Origin of the sequence: Mesorhizobium sangaii (assembly GCF_014207355.1) — a bacterium.
Classification (GTDB): Bacteria; Pseudomonadota; Alphaproteobacteria; order Rhizobiales; family Rhizobiaceae; genus Mesorhizobium; species Mesorhizobium sangaii.
In genome coordinates, this window is sequence record NZ_JACHEF010000001.1 from 22629 (window position 1) to 42376 (window position 19748).

Annotated in this window: 15 protein-coding genes; 3 read left to right on the top strand and 12 right to left on the bottom strand. The window is 62.0% G+C overall.

Going from position 1 to position 19748, the window contains the following annotated elements:
• Positions 1-15: 15 nt before the first annotated feature.
• From HNQ71_RS00155 to HNQ71_RS00170, 4 genes are all read right to left on the bottom strand, one after another.
• A complete protein-coding gene (locus HNQ71_RS00155) occupies positions 16-816 on the bottom strand; it encodes an ABC transporter permease (RefSeq protein WP_184870637.1) in 801 nt (266 codons plus the stop codon).
• On the bottom strand, positions 809-1729 hold the full coding sequence (locus HNQ71_RS00160; RefSeq protein WP_184870638.1) for an ABC transporter permease: 921 nt from the start codon (positions 1727-1729) through the stop codon (positions 809-811). Before HNQ71_RS00160 ends, HNQ71_RS00155 begins: the two co-directional genes overlap by 8 nt.
• A gap of 4 nt (positions 1730-1733) precedes the next feature.
• Positions 1734-2825 (bottom strand): ABC transporter ATP-binding protein, encoded by a 1092-nt coding sequence (locus HNQ71_RS00165; protein ID WP_184870639.1) that lies wholly within the window; start codon positions 2823-2825, stop codon positions 1734-1736.
• A gap of 358 nt (positions 2826-3183) precedes the next feature.
• Positions 3184-4140, bottom strand: coding sequence for an NAD-dependent epimerase/dehydratase family protein (locus tag HNQ71_RS00170; protein WP_184870640.1), 957 nt, complete (start codon positions 4138-4140; stop codon positions 3184-3186).
• Positions 4141-4801: 661 nt separating this feature from the next.
• Here HNQ71_RS00170 and HNQ71_RS00175 point away from each other — a divergent pair.
• Both HNQ71_RS00175 and HNQ71_RS00180 read left to right on the top strand, forming a co-directional pair.
• Complete coding sequence (locus HNQ71_RS00175) at positions 4802-5575, top strand: NAD kinase (protein ID WP_184870641.1); 774 nt, start codon at positions 4802-4804, stop codon at positions 5573-5575.
• A 194-nt stretch (positions 5576-5769) separates the two neighbouring features.
• Complete coding sequence (locus HNQ71_RS00180) at positions 5770-7362, top strand: DEAD/DEAH box helicase (RefSeq protein WP_184870642.1); 1593 nt, start codon at positions 5770-5772, stop codon at positions 7360-7362.
• 196 nt (positions 7363-7558) lie between these two features.
• On the opposite strand, the gene HNQ71_RS00185 is transcribed toward HNQ71_RS00180, so the two are convergent.
• The 8 genes from HNQ71_RS00185 to HNQ71_RS00220 form a co-directional block, all read right to left on the bottom strand.
• Positions 7559-8158 carry a hypothetical protein gene (locus HNQ71_RS00185; RefSeq protein ID WP_184870643.1) on the bottom strand — a complete coding sequence of 200 codons (600 nt, stop codon included), beginning with the start codon at positions 8156-8158 and terminating at the stop codon, positions 7559-7561.
• Between the two features lie 247 nt (positions 8159-8405).
• Positions 8406-9056: a YiaD family glycine zipper/OmpA-like lipoprotein gene (locus HNQ71_RS00190; protein ID WP_095090696.1), complete on the bottom strand. Its 651-nt coding sequence runs from the start codon at positions 9054-9056 to the stop codon at positions 8406-8408.
• A gap of 153 nt (positions 9057-9209) precedes the next feature.
• Entirely contained in the window at positions 9210-9578 is a 369-nt protein-coding gene (locus HNQ71_RS00195; protein WP_184870644.1) for a GFA family protein, read from the bottom strand.
• 137 nt (positions 9579-9715) lie between these two features.
• Positions 9716-10090, bottom strand: a complete 375-nt coding sequence (locus HNQ71_RS00200) for a hypothetical protein (protein ID WP_095090697.1) — start codon at positions 10088-10090, stop codon at positions 9716-9718.
• 192 nt (positions 10091-10282) lie between these two features.
• Positions 10283-10702 (bottom strand): GFA family protein, encoded by a 420-nt coding sequence (locus tag HNQ71_RS00205; protein WP_184870645.1) that lies wholly within the window; start codon positions 10700-10702, stop codon positions 10283-10285.
• Between the two features lie 137 nt (positions 10703-10839).
• A protein-coding gene (gene prfB / locus HNQ71_RS00210) for a peptide chain release factor 2 (protein WP_143748921.1) occupies positions 10840-11971 on the bottom strand; the annotation gives its coding sequence in 2 pieces (ribosomal slippage) (positions 10840-11904 and positions 11906-11971; 1131 coding nt in all).
• 117 nt (positions 11972-12088) lie between these two features.
• The gene (locus HNQ71_RS00215) at positions 12089-14545 is read right to left on the bottom strand and encodes a penicillin-binding protein 1A (protein ID WP_184870646.1); all 2457 of its coding nucleotides are present in this window, start codon (positions 14543-14545) and stop codon (positions 12089-12091) included.
• Between the two features lie 213 nt (positions 14546-14758).
• The gene (locus HNQ71_RS00220; RefSeq protein ID WP_184870647.1) at positions 14759-16021 is read right to left on the bottom strand and encodes an N-acetylmuramoyl-L-alanine amidase; all 1263 of its coding nucleotides are present in this window, start codon (positions 16019-16021) and stop codon (positions 14759-14761) included.
• Positions 16022-16674: 653 nt separating this feature from the next.
• Between HNQ71_RS00220 and HNQ71_RS00225 the strand changes: the two genes are divergently transcribed.
• A complete protein-coding gene (locus HNQ71_RS00225) occupies positions 16675-19656 on the top strand; it encodes an Rne/Rng family ribonuclease (RefSeq protein WP_184870648.1) in 2982 nt (993 codons plus the stop codon).
• Positions 19657-19748 lie beyond the last annotated feature (92 nt).

The following is a 19748-nucleotide window of genomic DNA, read 5'->3' on the forward strand; positions in this document are numbered from 1 at the left end:
GTCGGCGTTGCCGCCTCAGGTCCGTTTCCTGCTGATGAAGAAGAAAGCCGTGACGATGCCGATCGACAGCAAGAGGAAGGCCGTCGAGATCGCATTGACTTCCGGCGTGACGGTACGCCGGAGCTGGCCGAGCATGTAGGTTGGCAGCGTGTCCTGGCCGCCCGATTTGACGAATTCGGTGATGACGACGTCGTCCAGCGAGACGACGAAGGCGAGCATCAATCCGGCGAGAATGCCCGGCCAGAGCAATGGCAAGGTCACGTGCAGGAAGGTCTTCCACTTCGTTGCGTAGAGATCGGTCGCCGCCGTCTCGAGCGACAGGTCCATGCTCTCAAGCCGCGCCCGGATCGGCAGATAGGCGAACGGGATGCAGAAGGCGGTGTGCGCGGAGACGAGGTAGCCGAGCCCGGAATAACCGGTCCAGATCTTGATGCGCGAGAAGACGATCAGCAGCGCCACCGCGGTGACGATCTCCGGCACCATCAGCGGCTGGTTGATGAAGGCGTATTTGAGGGTCAATCCCGGATACGGCTTGGTCCTGGTCGTCGCCAACGCCGCCATCGTGGCGGTGATTGTCGCCAGCACGGCGGCGACAGCCGCAATCTGGAACGAGCGGATAGACGCCTCGATGACCAGCGCATTGTTCCAGGCGACGTGGAACCAGCGCAGCGAAAAGCCTTTCCAGATCACAATGGAATCATTGTCGTTGAAGGCATAGACCACCAGGGTCGCGATCGGCAGGTAAAGCAGGAAGAAACACAGCATCGCCACGCTGACGAAGCCGTTCTGCCGCCGGACGTCGAAGCGATTAGCCATGGGCGCCATCCGACCTGGTCGTGTTGCGCACATAAAACAGCAGCGCCACCATGACGATCGCCATCAAGGTGATCGACAGCGCGGCACCAAGCGGCCAGTTTCTGCCCTGGCCAAACTGCAGCTCGATCAGGTTGCCGATCATCAGATTGGTGCCGCCGCCGAGCACCCTCGGCGTCACATAGGCGCCGAGCGAGGGGATGAATACGAGGATTGAGCCGGCGACGATGCCCGGTGTGACCAGCGGGATGATGATGCGCCTCAAAACCTCGAACCGCGTTGCGTAGAGGTCGTAGCCCGCCTCGACAAGGCGGAAGTCGATCTTCTCCATGCTGGCGTACAGCGGCAGCACCATCAGCGGCAGGAACACGTAGACCATGCCGGCCAGGACAGCGAAATTGGTGTACATGAGCTGCACAGGATGGTCGGTGATCCCAAGCAGTTGCAGCACCGAATTGATGATGCCGTCATTGCGCAGCACCTGTTGCATGGCAAAGGTGCGGATCAGAAGGTTCGTCCAGAACGGGATGGTGATCAGGAACAGGCAGATGTCGCGCCGGTGATCCGGCCGTGTGGCAATGAAATAGGCGGTGGGGAAGCCGAGGATCAGGGTCAGCACAGTGGTTGCCAGCGACAGCGACACCGAGCGCCAGAAGATCGACAGATAGGCGGTGGCCAACGACAGCGTGTCGTCGAAGACGTCACGCTCGAACAGTACGCTCACCCAGGCATCGGGCGAGAACTGCCATTTCACATCGCCGTAATTGCCTGGCGTCAGGAAGGAATAGACGACCACGATCAGCAGCGGCCCAAGGGCCGCGACGAAGACGATCAGCAGCGCCGGGGTGGAAAGCAGCCAGCGTGACCTGATATCTTCACGTTCGGCCTTTTCGGCTACCTCTATCGCGGTCGCCATGGCCCTAGTCCTTCAGCACTTGGGCAGCATCGTCGCCGATCGATATGCCGACCTTGTCGCCGTTTTCGAAGCCGCAACTGGCGCTGCGCGAGTTCTGCTGGCGCACCATGAAGACGTCGCCTTCGTCCAGCCGGACATGGATGTGCGTGTCGGTGCCGAAATAGACGATGGTCTCGATCGTGCCGGTCAGGTCGCCGCGGCCTTTGACGAGCTTGGCATGCTCAGGTCGCACCATCAGCGTTGCGTTGCCGCCGGCGCGGAAATCCTCGGCGGCGGTCGCGCAGATCTTCGCACCCGAGCGCAAGGCAATCCGCGCCCGGCCATTGCCCGCACTTTCGACCATGCCGGTCAGGAAGTTCGTCTCGCCGATGAAGTCGGCGACGAACCGTTCCGCCGGGTGGTCATAGACGTCCCAGGGCGAGCCGACCTGCAGGATCTTGCCCGACGACATCACCGCGATGCGGTCCGACATCGTCAGCGCTTCCTCCTGGTCATGGGTGACGAAGATGAAGGTGATGCCGGTCTCGTGCTGCAGCCGCTTCAATTCGATCTGCATTTCCTTGCGCAGCTTGTAGTCGAGCGCCGACAAGGGTTCGTCGAGCAGCAGCACTTTCGGCTGCGGTGCAAGTGCACGGGCCAGCGCCACACGCTGCTGCTGGCCGCCGGAGATTTGGCTGGTGCGCCGATTTTTGAGCTCCTGCATGTGCACGAGCTTCAGCATCGCGTCGACACGAGCCTCGATCTCGGACTTCGGCTTGCCCAGCATCTTCAGGCCAAAGCCGATGTTGTCGGCGACCGTCATGTGCGGGAACAGCGCATAGGACTGGAAGACGGTGTTGACCGGCCGCTTGAACGGCGGCAACGGCGCGATGTCCTGGCCATAGAGCAGGATTTCGCCGTCAGTCGGATAGTCGAAGCCGGCGATCAGCCGCAGCAGCGTCGTCTTTCCGCAGCCGGACGGGCCGAGCAGCGTGAAGAACTCGTTTTCGCGGATCGCGACGGAGACGTTGTCGAGCGCCTTGACCGAATCCCGACCGGTTCCCCGAAAGATCCTGGTGACGCCCTTCGCCTCAACGGCGGGCCGTGTGGCTGTCAAGATATTCCCCTCTCCTCCGTGGTCATTCACCGGCGGTAACCGGCTGACCAACTTGATCCTCACCGACAGGGATAACTATGACTAAACATACAGTCAATATCTTTTTGCGACCATGAGCAAGGCATCGACCGTTGACGAGCTGCCGATGCGTCGGTGAACCCATCATGGTATGCTCAGGACGAGGCCATTGATGAATTTGGGGCAAGTCGAGGCGTGACCGCTGCGGCCTGTAGGGTTTGGATCAAGGTCATGCGCCTGTTTGTGGCGGCCGTGCTTCTGATGACCATGGCGCTCTTCTCCGCTGTGCGCGGCGAGGAGCGTATTGCGCTGGCTGTCGCCAATCCGGCCTAAAAAGGCGTCACATCCTGGTCGCGGCGATCCGTTGGCGAAACCACTCGAACGTCCGCGCGATGCCTTCCTGGTAGCCGGTCTTTGCTTCCCAACCAGGAAGGAGATGCCTCGCCAAAGTCAGGTCCGGACATCGGTTGGTTGGATCCTGGGGAACCGGAGGCTGGTGCTCGATGCTGCTGCCGGGGACAAGCGAGCTGACGAATTCTGCGATGTGCAGAACCGAAACCTCGTGATTGTTGCCGATGTTCAGCGGACCGCGGTGCGAGATGCTGTCGCGCCAGAAGAAACGTTCCAGTCCCTCGACGATATCGTCGACATAACCCCAGCTGCGCGATTGGGAGCCGTCGCCGTAAACCGTCAGGACCCCTGTCGTCAGAGCCTGGATGACAAAGTTCGAAATGGCGCGCCCGTCGTCCATGCGGGTTCGCGGACCATAGGTGTTGAAAATCCTGACGACACGAACATCAAGCCCGCTGACGCGCTGCTGCTCGAACAGCAATGCCTCGGTGCAGCGCTTGCTTTCATCATAGGCGGCCCTGGGACCGGTGCAGTCGACCGATCCCCTGTAACTCTCGGGTTGCGGCGAAACCTGGGGATCGCCGTAAATTTCCGAAGTCGAGGCAAAGCAGAAACGACCGCCGGGCTTGAGCAGCATCAGAAGATTGAGCGCACCACCTATGTTGGCCTTGATCGTGCGTATCGGCTCGCGCATGTACCATATTGGCGAAGCGGGCGACGCCAGATGGATGATCTCGTCAAAGCGCTCACCGGATGAAAAGCTGTCGGCGTCAGCAATCTGAAGGCTGAAACGCGGGTCGGTGACATGCGCAATGTTGTCTCGCGTGCCGGTCCATAGATTGTCGACGACGACCAGTCTTTCCAGGTCGTTTCGCCGCAGCAGACGGTCGATCAGATGCGAGCCCAAGAAACCGCAGCCACCTGAAACCAACACGCTGCGCGACATGGAAAATTCTCCCTCCAGACACCCGGCCAGTCAACGAGCCGCAGGGCTTGTTTCCCAAGAACGACGGATAGCTGGCTTGCGCCACCGATCCAAAGCCTATCCGCCAATCAGGGTCTCATCTACGTCGCGAAGGGCCGCAAGCGCAACGAGCAAGCTTGGCGCACGCCATTGTCCCGCGGCGACCCACCGGCCTCGGTTCAGGGAGAAACAATATGTCCTCGGAGTTAGAGCGCCCTTTGCGGGCATGGCGTTCCGGCTGCGTCGCCGCAGCGCGACGCCGTGGGCTGAGGCCGGAAGCTCGTCTCTTCGGACTGGCGCACCAGTGCGGCGAAGACAAGAGCGAAACTTCCCAGCATCAGGAAGACGATGATAAGGCGTGCTACCGGCAATATGTCGGCCTCGACTGGCTAGGCCCCCGCCACCATCCACTGTCGGCTAACATGACCGATGCGGCTTTACGATAGTTTAACCCTCGCCTTAACCATCACATTCGCGTTGCCTTTGACATGATGCGCGAACGGCAGGTCCGCATCTCGCCGCTTTCCGATCGCCTAGCCGGCCGGAACAACGGCTCTCTTTGCAGACGTACCCTGCCCATGCTACCCCGACGCTGGCGCGGCCACGGTAACGGCTCCCGCCAATCGGTCGTCATCGGGGAGCCATGAGCCAAACCGCCAGCCGCATCGCCTTCGTGTCGTCCGACACCGCTGACGCCAAGACGGCGCTGGAAAGCCTGTCGGCGCGCTATGGACAGTCCTCCATCGAGGATGCCGGGATCGTCGTCGCCCTTGGCGGCGACGGCTTCCTGCTGCAGACCCTGCGTGACACGATGGGGACGGGCAAGAAGGTCTACGGCATGAACCGTGGCACCATCGGTTTCCTGATGAACGAATATCGCTCCGGTGGCCTTACCGAGCGTCTCGCGGCCGCCGTCGCCGAAACGATCCGCCCGCTGGAGATGCTGGCGGAGACGTCGGAAGGTGAAACGGTTTCGGCGCTGGCGATCAACGAGGTGGCGCTTTGGCGCCAATCCTATCAGACGGCCAAGATCCGCATCACCGTCGACGAGCAGGTACGGCTCGAGGAACTGAGCTGCGACGGCGTGATGATCGCGACGCCTGCCGGGTCCACCGCCTACAATCTCTCAGCGCATGGGCCGATCCTGCCGCTCGACGCGCCGCTGCTGGCGCTGACCCCGGTCAGCCCGTTTCGCCCGCGCCGCTGGCGCGGCGCGCTGCTCTCCAACAAGGCGACCGTGCGCTTCGACATCCTCGAGCCGGAAAAGCGGCCTGTGAACGCCGCCGCCGACCATACCGAGGTCAAGGCGGTGACCTCGGTCACAGTGCGGGAATCACCAACCGCGACGGCAACGTTGCTGTTCGATCCCAATCATTCCTGGAACGAACGCATTCTCGCCGAGCAGTTCCGCTACTGACCGGCGCAGCGATCAATGCCTCGATTAAGCATTGCGATTAAGGTTACAACTTCACAATCGTGCCCATTCCTGCCCGTTTCTGTTGACAAATCGTGGGCTTGCGCCTAATCGCAATACCAATCTTGCAGGCGCGTGGCGCTTGCCGCGACACACATGCTGTTGCGCTTCCCCGAACCAGCCAAAGACAACAACACTTGTCCTCAGACACCACGACCGCTCCAGAAGCGTTGACCTTTTCAGACCTAGGCCTGTCGCCGAAGGTCCTTTCCGCAGTCACCGATGCCGGCTACACCCAGCCGACGCCGATCCAGGCCGGTGCCATCCCGCACGCGCTTCTCGGCAAGGACGTACTGGGCATCGCCCAGACCGGCACCGGCAAGACGGCATCCTTCGTGCTGCCCATGCTCACAAGGCTGGAAAAGGGCCGCGCCCGCGCCCGCATGCCGCGCACCCTCATTCTTGAGCCGACGCGTGAACTCGCCGCGCAGGTCGAGGAAAACTTCGTCAAATACGGCAAGAACCACAAGCTCAACATCGCGCTCTTGATCGGCGGCGTCTCGTTCGACGAACAGGACAAGAAGCTGGAGCGCGGCGCCGACGTGCTGATCGCGACGCCCGGCCGCCTGCTCGACCACCGCGAGCGCGGCAAGCTGCTGCTCAACGGCGTCGAGATCCTCGTCATCGACGAAGCGGACCGGATGCTCGACATGGGCTTCATCCCCGACATCGAGCGCATCTGCGAGATGATCCCGTTCACCAGGCAGACGCTGTTCTTCTCGGCGACGATGCCGCCGGAAATCACCAAGCTCACCGAGAAATTCCTGCACGCGCCGGTGCGCGTCGAGGTCTCTAAGGCCGCGTCGGCCGCCACCAACATCATCCAACGCCTGGTCAAATCCGGCTCCAAGCCGTGGGACAAGCGCGAGACGCTGCGCAACCTGATCAAGGCCGAGGACGCGGAGCTGAAGAACGCCATCATCTTCTGCAACCGCAAGGTCGAGGTGTCGGAGCTATTCCGCTCGCTGCTGAAGTATGATTTCGACGCCGGCGCGCTGCATGGCGACATGGACCAGCGTGCGCGCATGCAGATGCTGGCCAATTTCCGCGACGGCAAGCTGCGCTATCTCGTTGCTTCCGACGTCGCCGCACGAGGCCTCGACATCCCCGACGTCAGCCACGTCTTCAACTACGACGTGCCGATCCATGCCGAAGACTATGTCCATCGTATTGGCCGCACCGGCCGCGCCGGGCGCTCGGGCAAATCCTTCACCATCGCGACCAAGTCGGACACCAAATATATCGACGCCATCGAGCGGCTGATCGGCAACAAGATCGAGTGGCATGACGGCGATCTGTCGACGGTGGTCGCCAGCGAAGGCGGTGAGGACGACGCTCCACGCCGTGGCAAGGGCGCGCCACGCCGCGCCGGCCGCAAGGATGACGATCGCAAGGACAGGGGCGAGCGCAAAAGGGGTGGTGAACGCCGCTCCAAACACAGCGAGGAAGACGCCCCGGTCGTCATTGCGCAGCAGCAGGAACAGCCTGATGTGGCGGAGACCGCGGTCGCCGACATCGGCGAACGGCGTGCGCGAAAGGAAGCGATCCGCTCGGAAAACACCGAGCGCAAATCATCCGATCGCAACGAACCGCGCGCTCCGGAACGTGGCGACACCAGGCCGCAGCGCGACAGCAACCGCCCTGCCCGCCACCGCCAGGAAGACAACGACACCACTGTCGGCTTCGGCGACGACATGCCGGCCTTCATGCGGATCGTCGCCAAGGTCTGATCCCCAACCGCTTTCAAGGGCAAGCCAGCCATCGGCTTGCCCTCACGGTAAGCTCCTGCCGGTTCGTCGTTTTCACGGAAACGCCGAACCGCTCCAACTCTTGCTTTGACGCAATTCCCTGAGGGAAAGCGCCATGCGCTTTCCCGGGAAACCGTCTCACACCTTTCCGGGAATTGCTCCGAGCCTGGCTCGCCCGTTACATCGGGCCAGGCATCATCTTGGTCGGTTTCTCCAGCATCGGAAACTCGGCCTTGTTGCATTTCACCTTCGGGTTCGTCGGACTGAACAGGCCGTTCGGGTTGTCCACGAACCAGGCGTGAAGATCATAGTGGACGAACTCCCTCGGGATGAGCGGATAGTGTCCCTCCATCGGGCCCATGAAGGTTTGGCCAAACAGCTTCGGCGGCGCTTTGATGTCCGGCGTCAGCGGCACCAGCCATTCCGCCCCGACAAGGCGCAGGCCTTTTTTCGTCGGTTCGTAGATCAGCACATTGGGGTGCATCGGATCGAGTTTTTGGCCGACACTGGGGACGTTGACGAAATGGATACCCATGGCGCCTTTCGGGTAGTCCATCGTGCCCGGTATCTTTTCTCCGCTGAAGTAGACGCAGCCGACTGTCGACAGATAGAGGTCGCGGACGGCGGCGGTGTAGTCCTCATATTTGGCAAGCGACTTCTTCAAGGCCTCTATGTCGGCCTTGCCGGCATCCTCGGCCCGAGCCGTGGCGACGCCCAACCCCACAACACTGGCTAAAGCGAGGACGCCGCAGCGCCCAAGGCTGGCTGTTCTTGTCATGCATTCCTCCCAGACTTTCTGATCTGGCCGTGCAAGACCGAGGCGGGAAAAAATACTGATTGCGCGGCCAGTTGTACCGCCTCATCCCCTCTGGAACAGGGACGATGCTATTCCTTTCCATGGCTGCGGGAAACTAGTTATTTAGAACTAACTAATTCTCCGGCGCGCCAATCTGAATGAGCGCCGGCGTCCGCTCAAACAAAAACGGCCCCACCTGGGGCCGTTTTGCATTCGCTTGCTGAACAGATCAGGTGAGCGGCGACAGTTGGATCTCGACGCGACGGTTCTGGGCACGGCCTTCGGCCGTAGCGTTGGATGCGATCGGCCGTGTCTTGCCGAAACCGGTGACGGCGAAGCGGCGCTGATCGACGCCCTGGCCTGACAGGTAGTTGGCGACCGCCAGCGCACGCCGCTGCGACAGATCGAAATTGTGCTGGTCGCCACCGGTCGAATCGGTGTGGCCGAAAACGTCGACCGTGGTCTGCTTGAACTTCTTCAGCACCAGCGCGACCGAATTCAGCACCTGGTAGAAGCCGGGCTTCACAGCATCCTGATCCGTATTGAAGGTGATATCGGACGGCATGTTGAGGATGATCTGGTCGCCGCTACGGGTGACGCTGACACCGGTGCCCTGAAGCTGTCGACGCAGTTCGGCCTCGTTCTGGTCCATCGTGGCGCCGATTGCGCCGCCGGCAAGCGCGCCGATACCCGCGCCGATCAGTGCGTTGCGGCGGTCATTGCCGCCGGCCAGCAGGCCGAGGCTGGCACCTGCCAGGGCGCCAAGACCGGCACCCGCGGCGGTGTTGGAAATCTTCTGGTCGCCCGTATACGGATCGGTGGTGGTGCAGGCGCTCACAAGCAAAGCCGTCGCCACAACGACGAGCACAGTCTTTTTCATAGGATCGTCCCTCTCCAGATCACGCCACTGCGATGGCGCCAAATCAGCCCTTCCCGCGACTTGTAACATGAAATGCGGCGAAAAGCGGAACGGCAAAAGCTGCCGCAACGGCTTTTCCCCGACGCCGATTGGCCGGTCGCCCTCATGGCGAGGCTACCAGAGATTCTTGCCGTCGATGACGACCACCTCGACCTTGTCAAGATCGAAATCGTCGAACAGCCGCGAATTGACACTGATCTTGGGATTGTCGAAATCCGGCTCGCCGGTCGACCAATCCGGCGTTTCCGTGAAGGTGCCGCAGCCGCATGTGGCGCAAAAACCGTGCTTTACGGTTTTTGATCCCCATTGGTAGACGGAAACTTTTTCCGGCGGGCTGGTGAGCTTGAATTGCGACGGGACGTAATAGGCCCAGAGCGAGCCGCGTTTCGAGCAGAACGAGCAGGTGCATTGCGTCACCGTCTGCGGCGCCTGCGAAACCTCGAATGTCGTCCCCTTACAATGACAGCTTGCCTTGATGGTCATCAATGAACTCCTCCTGTCGCCCACCGCTTCGTGCGGCAAAGGCAGCATAAAGAGGCGCTCCTGACAACTCTCTGTCAGCAGAGGCGCCAGACGGCGCGCCGTCTGAGCGTTCCATTCTGGATCCAGACCAGAAAGGCCTAGAAGGACGACGGCGGCACGAACAGGCAGATGGTCTTGCCGGCATCGAGCCCGGCTTCATGCGCGCACCAATGGAATTCGCCGTCGGGCGAATCCTTGATCCGTCTGTCGCTGTAGGCCAACACCTCCCCGGTGTCCTTGATGACATAACCTTCCGGGCGCTCGCTGATCGAGGTTTGCGACACCTCGTGGCAGTCGTAATTGGCGCAGCAGGCGAACGGATAGCTCCAGCCTTGCGGCTTCGCCGCGGTCGGCTTGGCATCATGCGCCAACGCCGGCGAGGACAGCATTGCTATCATTGGAATTGCAAGCAGGGAAAACAGGAGTCGGCCGGCCGGTCGAACGGCTTTGGCCGATCTGGGTGTGGCAGACATGGAAACGTTCCTTTCAAACGAGCCATCAAGCGTTTCGCTTGCCCGTTCCCCGAACGTCTCGTCCCAGCGGCCGGATCGTCAGCTAGCAGATATGCCGCGCCCAGCCATAAATGCTTTTGTCTCCCCTCGATGCAGTGATGGTGAGCGCAAATGTGAGTCGGCGCAAGAAATTGCTACGTGGCCGACCGACGCCTATTCGTCGACAGATCCGGCAATCACGTGCTCTTGATATTGCGGCAGGTCGTCTGTGATGGTGAACCAGCCCGCCTTTGAGCCCACGAAGATATGGGCGGACGGGCGGATGGAAGGATCGTCGGCGAGGGTTCCCATCGCCACGTGGACAAAAGCCCCCTCGCGAACGAGCGAATAGAGCAATGAGCCGCACAGCCCGCAATGCGCATCATGGCCGCTTGAATCGCCGAAGATCAGAAGTTTCTCCTCGCCTTCGCTCACGGCAAATTTTTCGCGCTCGATACCCGCGAACGGCTTGAAGGCCGAACCCGTGGTTCGTCGGCAATTGGAACAGTGGCAGTTGGCAGCGTAAACAAACTCGTCCCGAACGGCGTATTGCACAGCGCCGCACAGGCATTTTCCGACAAGCTTGCGAGCCATCGTCCTTATCCAGGTCTAAGTCGGGCTGCGGGTTCTGGAGCCCTGCTCCATCCCGATGGTATCGGGACCGAACCCTATCTCAGTGTTTGAGCTTTCCCGAAAATCGGTACCCGATTTTCGGAATCATGCTCCCAGGACTAATCCAGATCCGCCACCGCTTCACCCGCACCGCCTTCGATGCGCTGCGACAAGGAGGCTTCCATGAAATCGTCGAGGTCGCCATCGAGCACGCTCGAAGGGCTGGTGCTCTCGACGCCGGTGCGAAGATCCTTCACCAGCTGGTAGGGCTGCAGCACATAGGAGCGGATCTGGTGACCCCAGCCGATATCGCTCTTCGACGCTTCGGTGGCGTTGGCAACCGCCTCGCGCTTCTTCAGCTCTTCCTCGTAGAGGCGCGAGCGCAACATTTCCCAGGCCTTGGCCTTGTTCTTGTGCTGCGACCGTTCGGCCTGGCAGGCGACCGCGATGCCGGTGGCAAGGTGGGTGATGCGCACCGCCGAATCGGTGGTGTTGACGTGCTGGCCGCCCGAGCCGGACGAGCGGTAGGTGTCGATGCGGACATCGGATTCGGAAACGTCGATCTCGATCGTGTCGTCGATGACCGGATAGACCCAGATACTGGCGAACGACGTATGCCGGCGCGCATTGCTGTCATAGGGGGAGATGCGCACCAGGCGATGAACGCCCGATTCCGTCTTCAGCCAGCCATAGGCGTTGTGGCCCTTGATCAGCAGCGTGGCGGACTTGATGCCGGCCTCTTCGCCGTCATGCACTTCCAGCACCTCGACCTTGAAGCGGCGCCGCTCGGCCCAGCGCGTGTACATGCGCAAAAGCATCGATGCCCAGTCCTGGCTTTCGGTTCCGCCGGCGCCGGCATGGACTTCGAGGTAGGTGTCGTTGGCGTCGGCCTCGCCCGACAGCAGCGTCTCGACCTGGCGGGCTTTCGCTTCGCCCTGCATCGAACGGAGCGCGGCTTCCGCCTCGGCGATGACGCTCTCGTCGCCCTCTTCCTCACCGAGTTCGATCAGCCCGATATTGTCTTCCAGCGCCTGCGTCAGGCCTTTCACCGAGGCGATGCCTTCCTCGAGGCCCTGCCGTTCGCGCATCAGCTTCTGCGCTTCCAGCGGTTCGTTCCAGAGGCTGGCGTCCTCGGCGCGCACATTGAGGTATTCAAGCCGCTTTATGGCCTGATCCCAGTCAAAGATGCCTCCTCAGCAGGGTAATCGCCTGCCTGATCTCGTCGACAATATTCTGCGTTTCCGCGCGCATGGCTGGCTGTTCTGTCCTGTTTGATGAAATCGGTCGGCGCGATACATAGGGAGGCCGCCGCCGGCTGTAAAGCAAAATGGGCTGGCGCAAGGCCAGCCCATCCGCTGATGAAAATCGTCAGTAGAGGCCGCCGCCGCCGGACTGGATGGCCTGGTTGGCCTGCGGCGACAGTGCACCGCCGGTGGCATTGGAGCCGTCGGCGCCCATGCCGATCACCCAATAGCTGTCGGCGGGCCCGGTACCCGGCTTGAAGGCTTCGATGATGGTGCCGGGATCACCCGAGGCCGCACGCATGCCGGTCTTGCGATTGATGGCGATCAGATTCATGCCTTCCGGCACCTTGAAGTCGACATTGGGCGTGCCATCCAGCGCCACCCGCATGAAGTCCTTGAAGATAGGTGCCGCGAGACCACCGCCGGTAGCGCCATGGCCAAGGCCGCGCGGCGTGTCGTAGCCCATGTAGAGGCCGACGACGAGGTTGGGCGTAAAACCGATGAACCAGGCGTCCTTTTCGTCGTTCGTCGTCCCGGTCTTGCCGGCGATGTGGCGGCCGAGTTCGCCGATGGTGGCGCCGGTGCCGCGCTGCACGACACCTTCCATCATCGAGGTGATCTGATAGGCGGTCATCGGATCGAGCACCTGCTCGGAATTGTCGACCAGTTCCGGTTCAGGCTGGTTCTGCCATTCGGGCGCATTGCAGCCCTGGCAGCCGCGTTCGTCCTGTTTGAACACCGTCTTGCCGTAGCGGTCCTGGATGCGGTCGATCAGCGACGGCTTGATCGACTTGCCGCCATTGGCCATGATCGAGTAGGCCGACACCATGCGCATCACGGTCGTTTCGCCGGAGCCCAGCGCCATCGGCAGATACGGCGCCAGATGGTCGTAGACACCAAATCGCTCGGCATATTCGACGACCAGCTTCATGCCCATGTCGTTGGCAAGCCGCACCGTCATCAGGTTGCGCGACTTCTCGATACCGGAGCGCAGGGTTGCTGGACCAGCAACGGTGCCGTCATAGTTCTTCGGCGTCCAGGTCGTGTTGCCGCTCTGGATGGTGATCGGCCCGTCCATGATCACCGAGGCCGGCGTATAGCCGTTGTCGAGCGCGGCCGAATAGACGATCGGCTTGAAGGAGGAGCCTGGCTGGCGCATGGCTTGGGTCGCGCGGTTGAATTCGGACTGCGCGTAGGAGAAGCCGCCGACCATGGCGAGCACGCGGCCCGTATGCGGATCCATGGCGATCAGGCCACCCTCCACCTCGGGAACCTGGCGCAGGCTGTAGGCGCCATCGGCGCCATCGTTCTTCTGCACGAAGATGACGTCGCCCGGCTTCAACACGTCCGCCGGCGACTTGGCCTTGACGGTCTTGCCGTCGACCAGATGGCGCATCGCGAACCCCATGTCGTCCTTGCTGACGGTGCCTTCAACGCGTTCCTTGACGATCTCCCCCGACGCCTGGCGCGCCGGCTGCAGGCCAATCGACAGGCCGGTCTCCGAACTGTCGAGCACGACGGCCAGCGACCATTCAGGGACATCCTCCAGCCCCTTGACGTTGCCCAGCGGCACGCCCCAGTCGCCGGACACGTCGATGGTCGTCACCGGTCCGCGATAACCGCGCAGCGTGTCGTATTTCATCAACCCGTTCTGCATCGCCTTGCGAGCGATGAGTTGAACCTTCGGATCAAGCGTCGTGCGGACGGAAAGGCCGCCTTCGTAAAGCGCATTCTCGCCGTAACGGGCGATGATCTGGCGGCGCACCTCTTCGGTGAAGTACTCGCCGGCGAAAAGATAGGTGCCGTTGCGGCGCGGCGTAACGCCCAGCGGCTCGGCCTTGGCCTTTGCGCCTTCCTCACGCGTCACGTAGCCATTCTCGACCATCTGGTCGATGACCCAGTTGCGGCGCTCCAGCGCGCGATCGGCATGCTTGAAGGGATGGTAGTTGTTCGGCCCCTTCGGGAGCGAAGCCAGATAGGCGGCCTCGGCCACGGTCAGTTCGTTGACCGACTTGTCGAAATAGGTCAGCGCCGCACCGGCGACGCCATAGGCGCCGAAGCCGAAGAAGATTTCGTTGAGGTAGAGCTCGAGAATACGATCCTTGGGATAGGCCTGCTCGATGCGGAAGGCGAGGATCATCTCCTTGATCTTGCGCTCATAGGTCTGGTCCGAGGACAACAGGAAGTTCTTCGCAACCTGCTGGGTGATCGTCGAGGCGCCGACCTGGCGCTTGCCCGAGCCAACATTCTGCAGGTTGACGATGATGGCGCGGCCAAGGCCGGTCACGTCGATGCCGGGATGATTGTAGAAATTCTTGTCCTCTGCGGACAGGAAGGCCGCCTTGACACGATCCGGTATGGCCTGGATCGGCAGGTACAGGCGCCGCTCACGGGCATATTCGGCCATCAGCGCGCCGTCCGACGCGTGAATGCGGGTGGTCACCGGCGGCTCGTATTTGGCCAGCACCTCGTAGTCGGGCAGATCCTTCGACAAATGGCCGATGTAGATCGCAACGCCCGCCGCGACCAGAAGGGCCAGCGTCGTGCCGATGCCGAAAAAATAGCCAATGAGACGAATCATACCCGCTCCAGTCCTTGGTCCGGGAATTTCCTAAACGAAGCCGCCTTCCGCGCAAGCTTTCGAGCCGGTCCCAATCCGCAATCGAAAACTCATGTCGCCACCATGTGGACAAAATACGGCAATGCCTGAATTCGTGACCGCAGGCCGCAAATAAAGGCAACAGCTGTTGTCGCCGCGCAACGCTGCCTCTGGTTGTGGGCGACGCCGCGCATGTCAGCCTCCGGTTCCGGCTCCGGCCTTGGCTGACGCGAAAAGCGCGACGGCATTGGTTATACTCTGAGCCGCCTTGCCGCGCCAGTCGGCGTTGAGCAGCTGCGCCTCGTCCTTGGCATTCGAGAGATAACCGAGTTCGACCAGCACGGATGGCACGTCGGGTGCTTTCAGCACCTTGAATCCCGCCGAACGCTGCGGATTGTTGATGAGGCCGACGCTGGTCGAAAGCTGGCCGACCAGCGTGTGGGCGAAACTCATCGAGAAATTGTGCGTTTCGCGGCGGATCAGGTCGATCAGGATGTCGGTGACTTCCTTGCTGTCGTTCTTGATTTCCATGCCGGCGAATTGGTCGGAAAGGTTCTCGCGGTCGGCAAGCGCCTGCGCCTCGGGATCGGAAGCCTTGTCGGAAACGGTGTAGACGGTGGCGCCGCGAATGCCCTTGACGCTAATTGTGTCGGCATGGATGGAAATCAGCAGATCGGCCTCGTGCTGCCGGGCAATGCGCACGCGGTCGTCCAAGCGCAGGAACTCGTCGGTATCGCGCGTCATGAACACATCATAGTTACCGACAGCCGCCAGCTTGTCGCGCAGCTCGGTGGCGAAGGCGAGCGTGACGTTCTTTTCGATGGTGCCGTTCAGGCCCTCGGCGCCGCCGTCGATGCCGCCATGGCCAGGATCGATGACGACGGTGAAGCGATGGCCCGGATTGGACACCGGTCCGGTGCCGACCCGCCCTCCCTTGTCGGTCGAAACCGTCGACCCGGTGGTCAGCGCCTGATTGGCAAGTGCGGCGTCGAACTCGCGTGCGGAGGCTGCCGAGATGTCGATGGCGATGCGGTAGCCGGTCCCGTCCTCGTTCTTGAGCACATCGAGCTTGTCGACGGCGAACGGTCCCTTGCCGGTGAGGATCAGCCGGGAAACGCCCTCTCCGAGCTCGCCCAGGCGCACGCCCCTGACCAGGCCGCGCGCCTTCAAGTCCTTGGCGTTGATGGCGAATCGCGTATTCGCAAGATCGATGACGAGACGATTGGGACCGCGCAGCAGGAACCATTTGACATCGGGTTCGCGATCGAAATCCATGACGATGCGCATCTTGGTGGCATCGCCCGCCATCTTGTAACCTTTTGCCACCAGCGGCGCGTCGGCGGCATTGGCAACGGAGGACGAGACGGAAGAGATCGCCAGCAACAGCAGGAGGCAGAAGGCAACGATGATCCGGCCGCCAACACGACATCCCTTGTCTGTGAAGTCCGCCAGTCCCATCTCTCTTCCAGTCGCTCCCGGTTTGGCGCCAGGCGCCCGTCGTTTCGTCGAAGTGCCGGTAAGGCCGCGAACTCGATTAACGATTGGTATCCAGAGAAGGTTAACCAAGCCTTTTCATGCAAGGGTCGGAGCCTGTACTTACGTTACGGAACTGCTTTTTGCCGGCATCGGAAATCGGGGTTGCCTTCCACCCCGCCAAATCATAAAAGCGATACTGGATCACTGCAATCCTGGAACCGCCCTCCTCCGCAGCTTCCTGCTACAGGGTCAGATGAAAGGCGGCTCCTTTCGCTTCATGCGAAAAGGGTTCAGGTGATCGCGACGAAATTTCGCAGGTGTGCGCCCGTGGCGGGGGAATCGCCTGCGTGAGGAAAACGGCCGGGTTTGTTCCCGCGCCGGCTCTGTAAGAGCAAACAAGCTGGTCCGGTTTGTCCGGGCTTTGGTTCAAAAGGTTCTGCTGGTGACGATGGCTTCAAGCGCAATCATGGAAAGGTCCGCATCAAACCGCGCCATTATGGCTGCGGGCGGCACCGCCATGGCGCTCAAGCGGCGGCCGGCGGACGTTCAATTATCCGGCACCCACACTCCAGACACGCAGCAGCGGGCTTTGCCACGCAAGCTGCGGCTGACGGCTGCCGGGGGGAAACGAAATAATGCCCAACAAAATGCTGATAGACGCCTCCCACCCGGAGGAAACACGCGTTGTCGTCGTTCGCGGTAACCGTATTGAAGAATTCGACTTTGAATCCCAGGACAAGAAGCAGCTCAAAGGAAACATCTACCTAGCCCGCGTAACGCGCGTAGAGCCCTCCCTTCAGGCAGCCTTTGTCGAATATGGCGGCAACCGTCACGGTTTTCTCGCCTTCAGTGAAATACACCCCGACTATTACCAGATTCCGGTCGCCGACCGTCAGGCACTGCTGCGCGCCGAAGCGCAGGAGGCCGAAGACGAGGAGGACGAGGATGGCGACGGCGATGATCGCCAGAGCCGCGATCGCGGGCGGCGCGGACGCCGGCGTGGTGGCAAGAGCCGCGACCGTGGTGAACACAGGCGCGACGCAGGCGCGGCCGGCGAGGGCGAAGGCTCCGGCGAGGCAAGCGAAAGCGGCGACAATGGCGGCGATGTCGTTGTCGAGGAGATCTCCCACACTTCCGAGATCATCGAACACGCGGCCGATACGTCCGAACATGTCGATACGACTGAACATGCCGACACTTCCGAACATGCCGATGCGTCCGGGCATGACGAAGGTTCTGCCGAGCAGGACGAAACCGAAACCCGCGACGGCGGCCCGACGTCGATCGCCGCCTCGGTCGAAGCCGATGTGATTTCCGAAGCCGTCCCGCAAGCGGACGGCAGCGAAGCGCCGTCAGGTGACAATGATCGCGGCATGCTCGAGGAAGTGCAATCCTCGCACCCGGACGACCACGAGGTCGAATCGGTTGGCGCCGAGGATGCGCTGGAAGAAGTGCGCAACCGCCGTAAGCCGGTGCGCCGCCAGTACAAAATCCAGGAAGTGATCAAGCGCCGGCAGATCCTGCTGGTGCAGGTCGTCAAGGAAGAGCGCGGCAACAAGGGTGCTGCACTCACCACCTACCTGTCGCTCGCCGGCCGCTATTCGGTGTTGATGCCGAACACGGCGCGCGGCGGCGGCATTTCGCGCAAGATCACCAGCGCGGTCGACCGCAAGCGTCTCAAGGAGGTCGTTGCCGATCTCGAAGTGCCGCAGGGCATGGGCGTCATCCTGCGCACCGCCGGCGAGAGCCGCACCAAGGCCGAGATCAAGCGCGACTACGAATATCTGATGCGGCTTTGGGAAAATGTCCGCAGTCTCACCTTGCAATCGACGGCCCCTGCCCTCGTCTATGAGGAAGGCAGCCTGATCAAGCGCTCGGTGCGCGACCTCTACAACAAGGATATCGACGAGATCCTTGTCTCCGGCGAGGAGGGCTACCGCGAAGCCAAGGACTTCATGCGCATGCTGATGCCGAGCCACGCCAAGGTGGTTCAGCCGTTCCGCGACACGACCCCGATCTTCGTGCGCAACGGCATCGAGGCTCAACTCGACCGCATGCTCCAGCCGCAAGTGACGCTGAAGAGCGGCGGCTACATCATCATCAACCAGACCGAGGCGCTGGTCGCCATCGACGTCAATTCGGGCCGTTCCACCAAGGAGCACTCGATCGAGGACACCGCGCTCCACACCAATCTGGAAGCGGCCGAGGAGGTCGCCCGCCAGCTCAGGCTCCGCGATCTCGCCGGCCTGATCGTCATCGACTTCATCGACATGGAGGAGAACCGCAACAACCGCTCCGTCGAGAAGCGGTTGAAGGATCACCTCAAGAACGACCGTGCGCGCATCCAGGTCGGCCGCATCTCGCATTTCGGCCTGATGGAGATGTCACGCCAGCGCATCCGCGCCAGCGTGCTGGAATCGACCATGAAGCCCTGCCCGCATTGCGGCGGCACCGGCCATGTGCGGTCCGACTCGTCGGTCGCGCTGATGGTGGTGCGGGCGATCGAGGAATTCCTGCTCAAGGATTCGCGCAGCCACATCACGGTGCGGACGCCGGCCGCGACCGCACTCTACGTGCTCAACCATAAGCGCGGCACGCTGGTGGAACTGGAAAGCCGCTTCGGCCTAACCATCACCGTGGAGGCCGACGATTCGGTTGGTGCGCAGCATTATGCGATCTTCCGCGGCGCACTGGCGGAAAAGCCGGAAGGCTTTGTCGAGGCACGCAGCTTCCCGGCCTATGTCGAGCCGGAAGAGCCCGAGGACGAGATCGTGGTCGTCGAGGAAGACGACGAGGCACCGGTGCAGGCCGAGCAGCCACGTCAGCAGCCGCAGCAACAACAGCCACGGCCTGCTGCCGGCGGCGAAGAAGGCGAAGGCCGCGACCGCAAGCGCCGCAAGCGCCGGCGGCGTCGTGGCGGTAAGGATCGCGACCGCGAACACGGCGCACCTGCGGACGGGTCTTCCGTCTCCGCACCGGCCGCTGAGTTTTCCGGCTCGGCAGCCACTGCCAGCGACGGCGACGCGGAAGCGGACAACGACGCTCCTCTCGGTGTTTCCGAAACGTCTGAAACGGTTGAGGCTTCGGATGAAGGCCAAGGCAAGAAGCGCAGGCGTGGCAAGCGCGGCGGCAAGCGCAATCGCCGCGAAGACGGTGAAGGCGAGGCCGAGGCAAGCGCTGGCGAGACGCTTGATGTGTCAGATAGTGACGTGACGGAAAGCGCGACGGTCTCCAGTGAGTCGGTAGTTGCCGCACCGGCCGAAGAGCCGGCGGCGCTTGCTCCGGCCAATGACGACGCGCCGGGCACGGAAAAGCCGAAGAAGCCACGTCGTGCCGCCAAGCCGAAGAAGGCCGCGGTCGAGGTCGTCGCCGAGGAGCCGGCTGCTGCCGAAGCGGTCGCGGAGGCACCGGCCGAGACGCCGGCCACTGCGTCCGACGAGGCCGCGGCAGCGACTGTCGAGGAGGCACCGAAGGTCCGCCCGTCACGGCGCAAGCCGGCGGCCGTGGATGCGCCGGTCGTGCCGGTGGTGTCTTCGACCGTTGCCGACGAACCGGCGGCCAAGACCGAGGACAAGCCGAAGCGCGCCGGATGGTGGCAGCGGAAAGGCTTTTTCTAAGCCTTTCAGCATTTTGACTTGATTTCTTGACAAAAAGAATCCCGCGCCAATCGAAAGACGGCGCGGGATTTTTCATCTCTGGCGGGTGCAAA

Coding starts and splice junctions, on each gene's coding strand:
- HNQ71_RS00170 (WP_184870640.1), bottom strand. CDS start 4,140: ATGTCGCGCAGCGTGTTGGTTTCAGGTGGCTGCGGTTTCTTGGGCTCG.
- HNQ71_RS00200 (WP_095090697.1), bottom strand. CDS start 10,090: ATGTCTGCCACACCCAGATCGGCCAAAGCCGTTCGACCGGCCGGCCGA.
- HNQ71_RS00220 (WP_184870647.1), bottom strand. CDS start 16,021: ATGGGACTGGCGGACTTCACAGACAAGGGATGTCGTGTTGGCGGCCGG.
- HNQ71_RS00215 (WP_184870646.1), bottom strand. CDS start 14,545: ATGATTCGTCTCATTGGCTATTTTTTCGGCATCGGCACGACGCTGGCC.
- HNQ71_RS00195 (WP_184870644.1), bottom strand. CDS start 9,578: ATGACCATCAAGGCAAGCTGTCATTGTAAGGGGACGACATTCGAGGTT.
- HNQ71_RS00155 (WP_184870637.1), bottom strand. CDS start 816: ATGGCTAATCGCTTCGACGTCCGGCGGCAGAACGGCTTCGTCAGCGTG.
- HNQ71_RS00190 (WP_095090696.1), bottom strand. CDS start 9,056: ATGAAAAAGACTGTGCTCGTCGTTGTGGCGACGGCTTTGCTTGTGAGC.
- HNQ71_RS00175 (WP_184870641.1), top strand. CDS start 4,802: ATGAGCCAAACCGCCAGCCGCATCGCCTTCGTGTCGTCCGACACCGCT.
- HNQ71_RS00160 (WP_184870638.1), bottom strand. CDS start 1,729: ATGGCGACCGCGATAGAGGTAGCCGAAAAGGCCGAACGTGAAGATATC.
- HNQ71_RS00185 (WP_184870643.1), bottom strand. CDS start 8,158: ATGACAAGAACAGCCAGCCTTGGGCGCTGCGGCGTCCTCGCTTTAGCC.
- HNQ71_RS00225 (WP_184870648.1), top strand. CDS start 16,675: ATGCCCAACAAAATGCTGATAGACGCCTCCCACCCGGAGGAAACACGC.
- HNQ71_RS00205 (WP_184870645.1), bottom strand. CDS start 10,702: ATGGCTCGCAAGCTTGTCGGAAAATGCCTGTGCGGCGCTGTGCAATAC.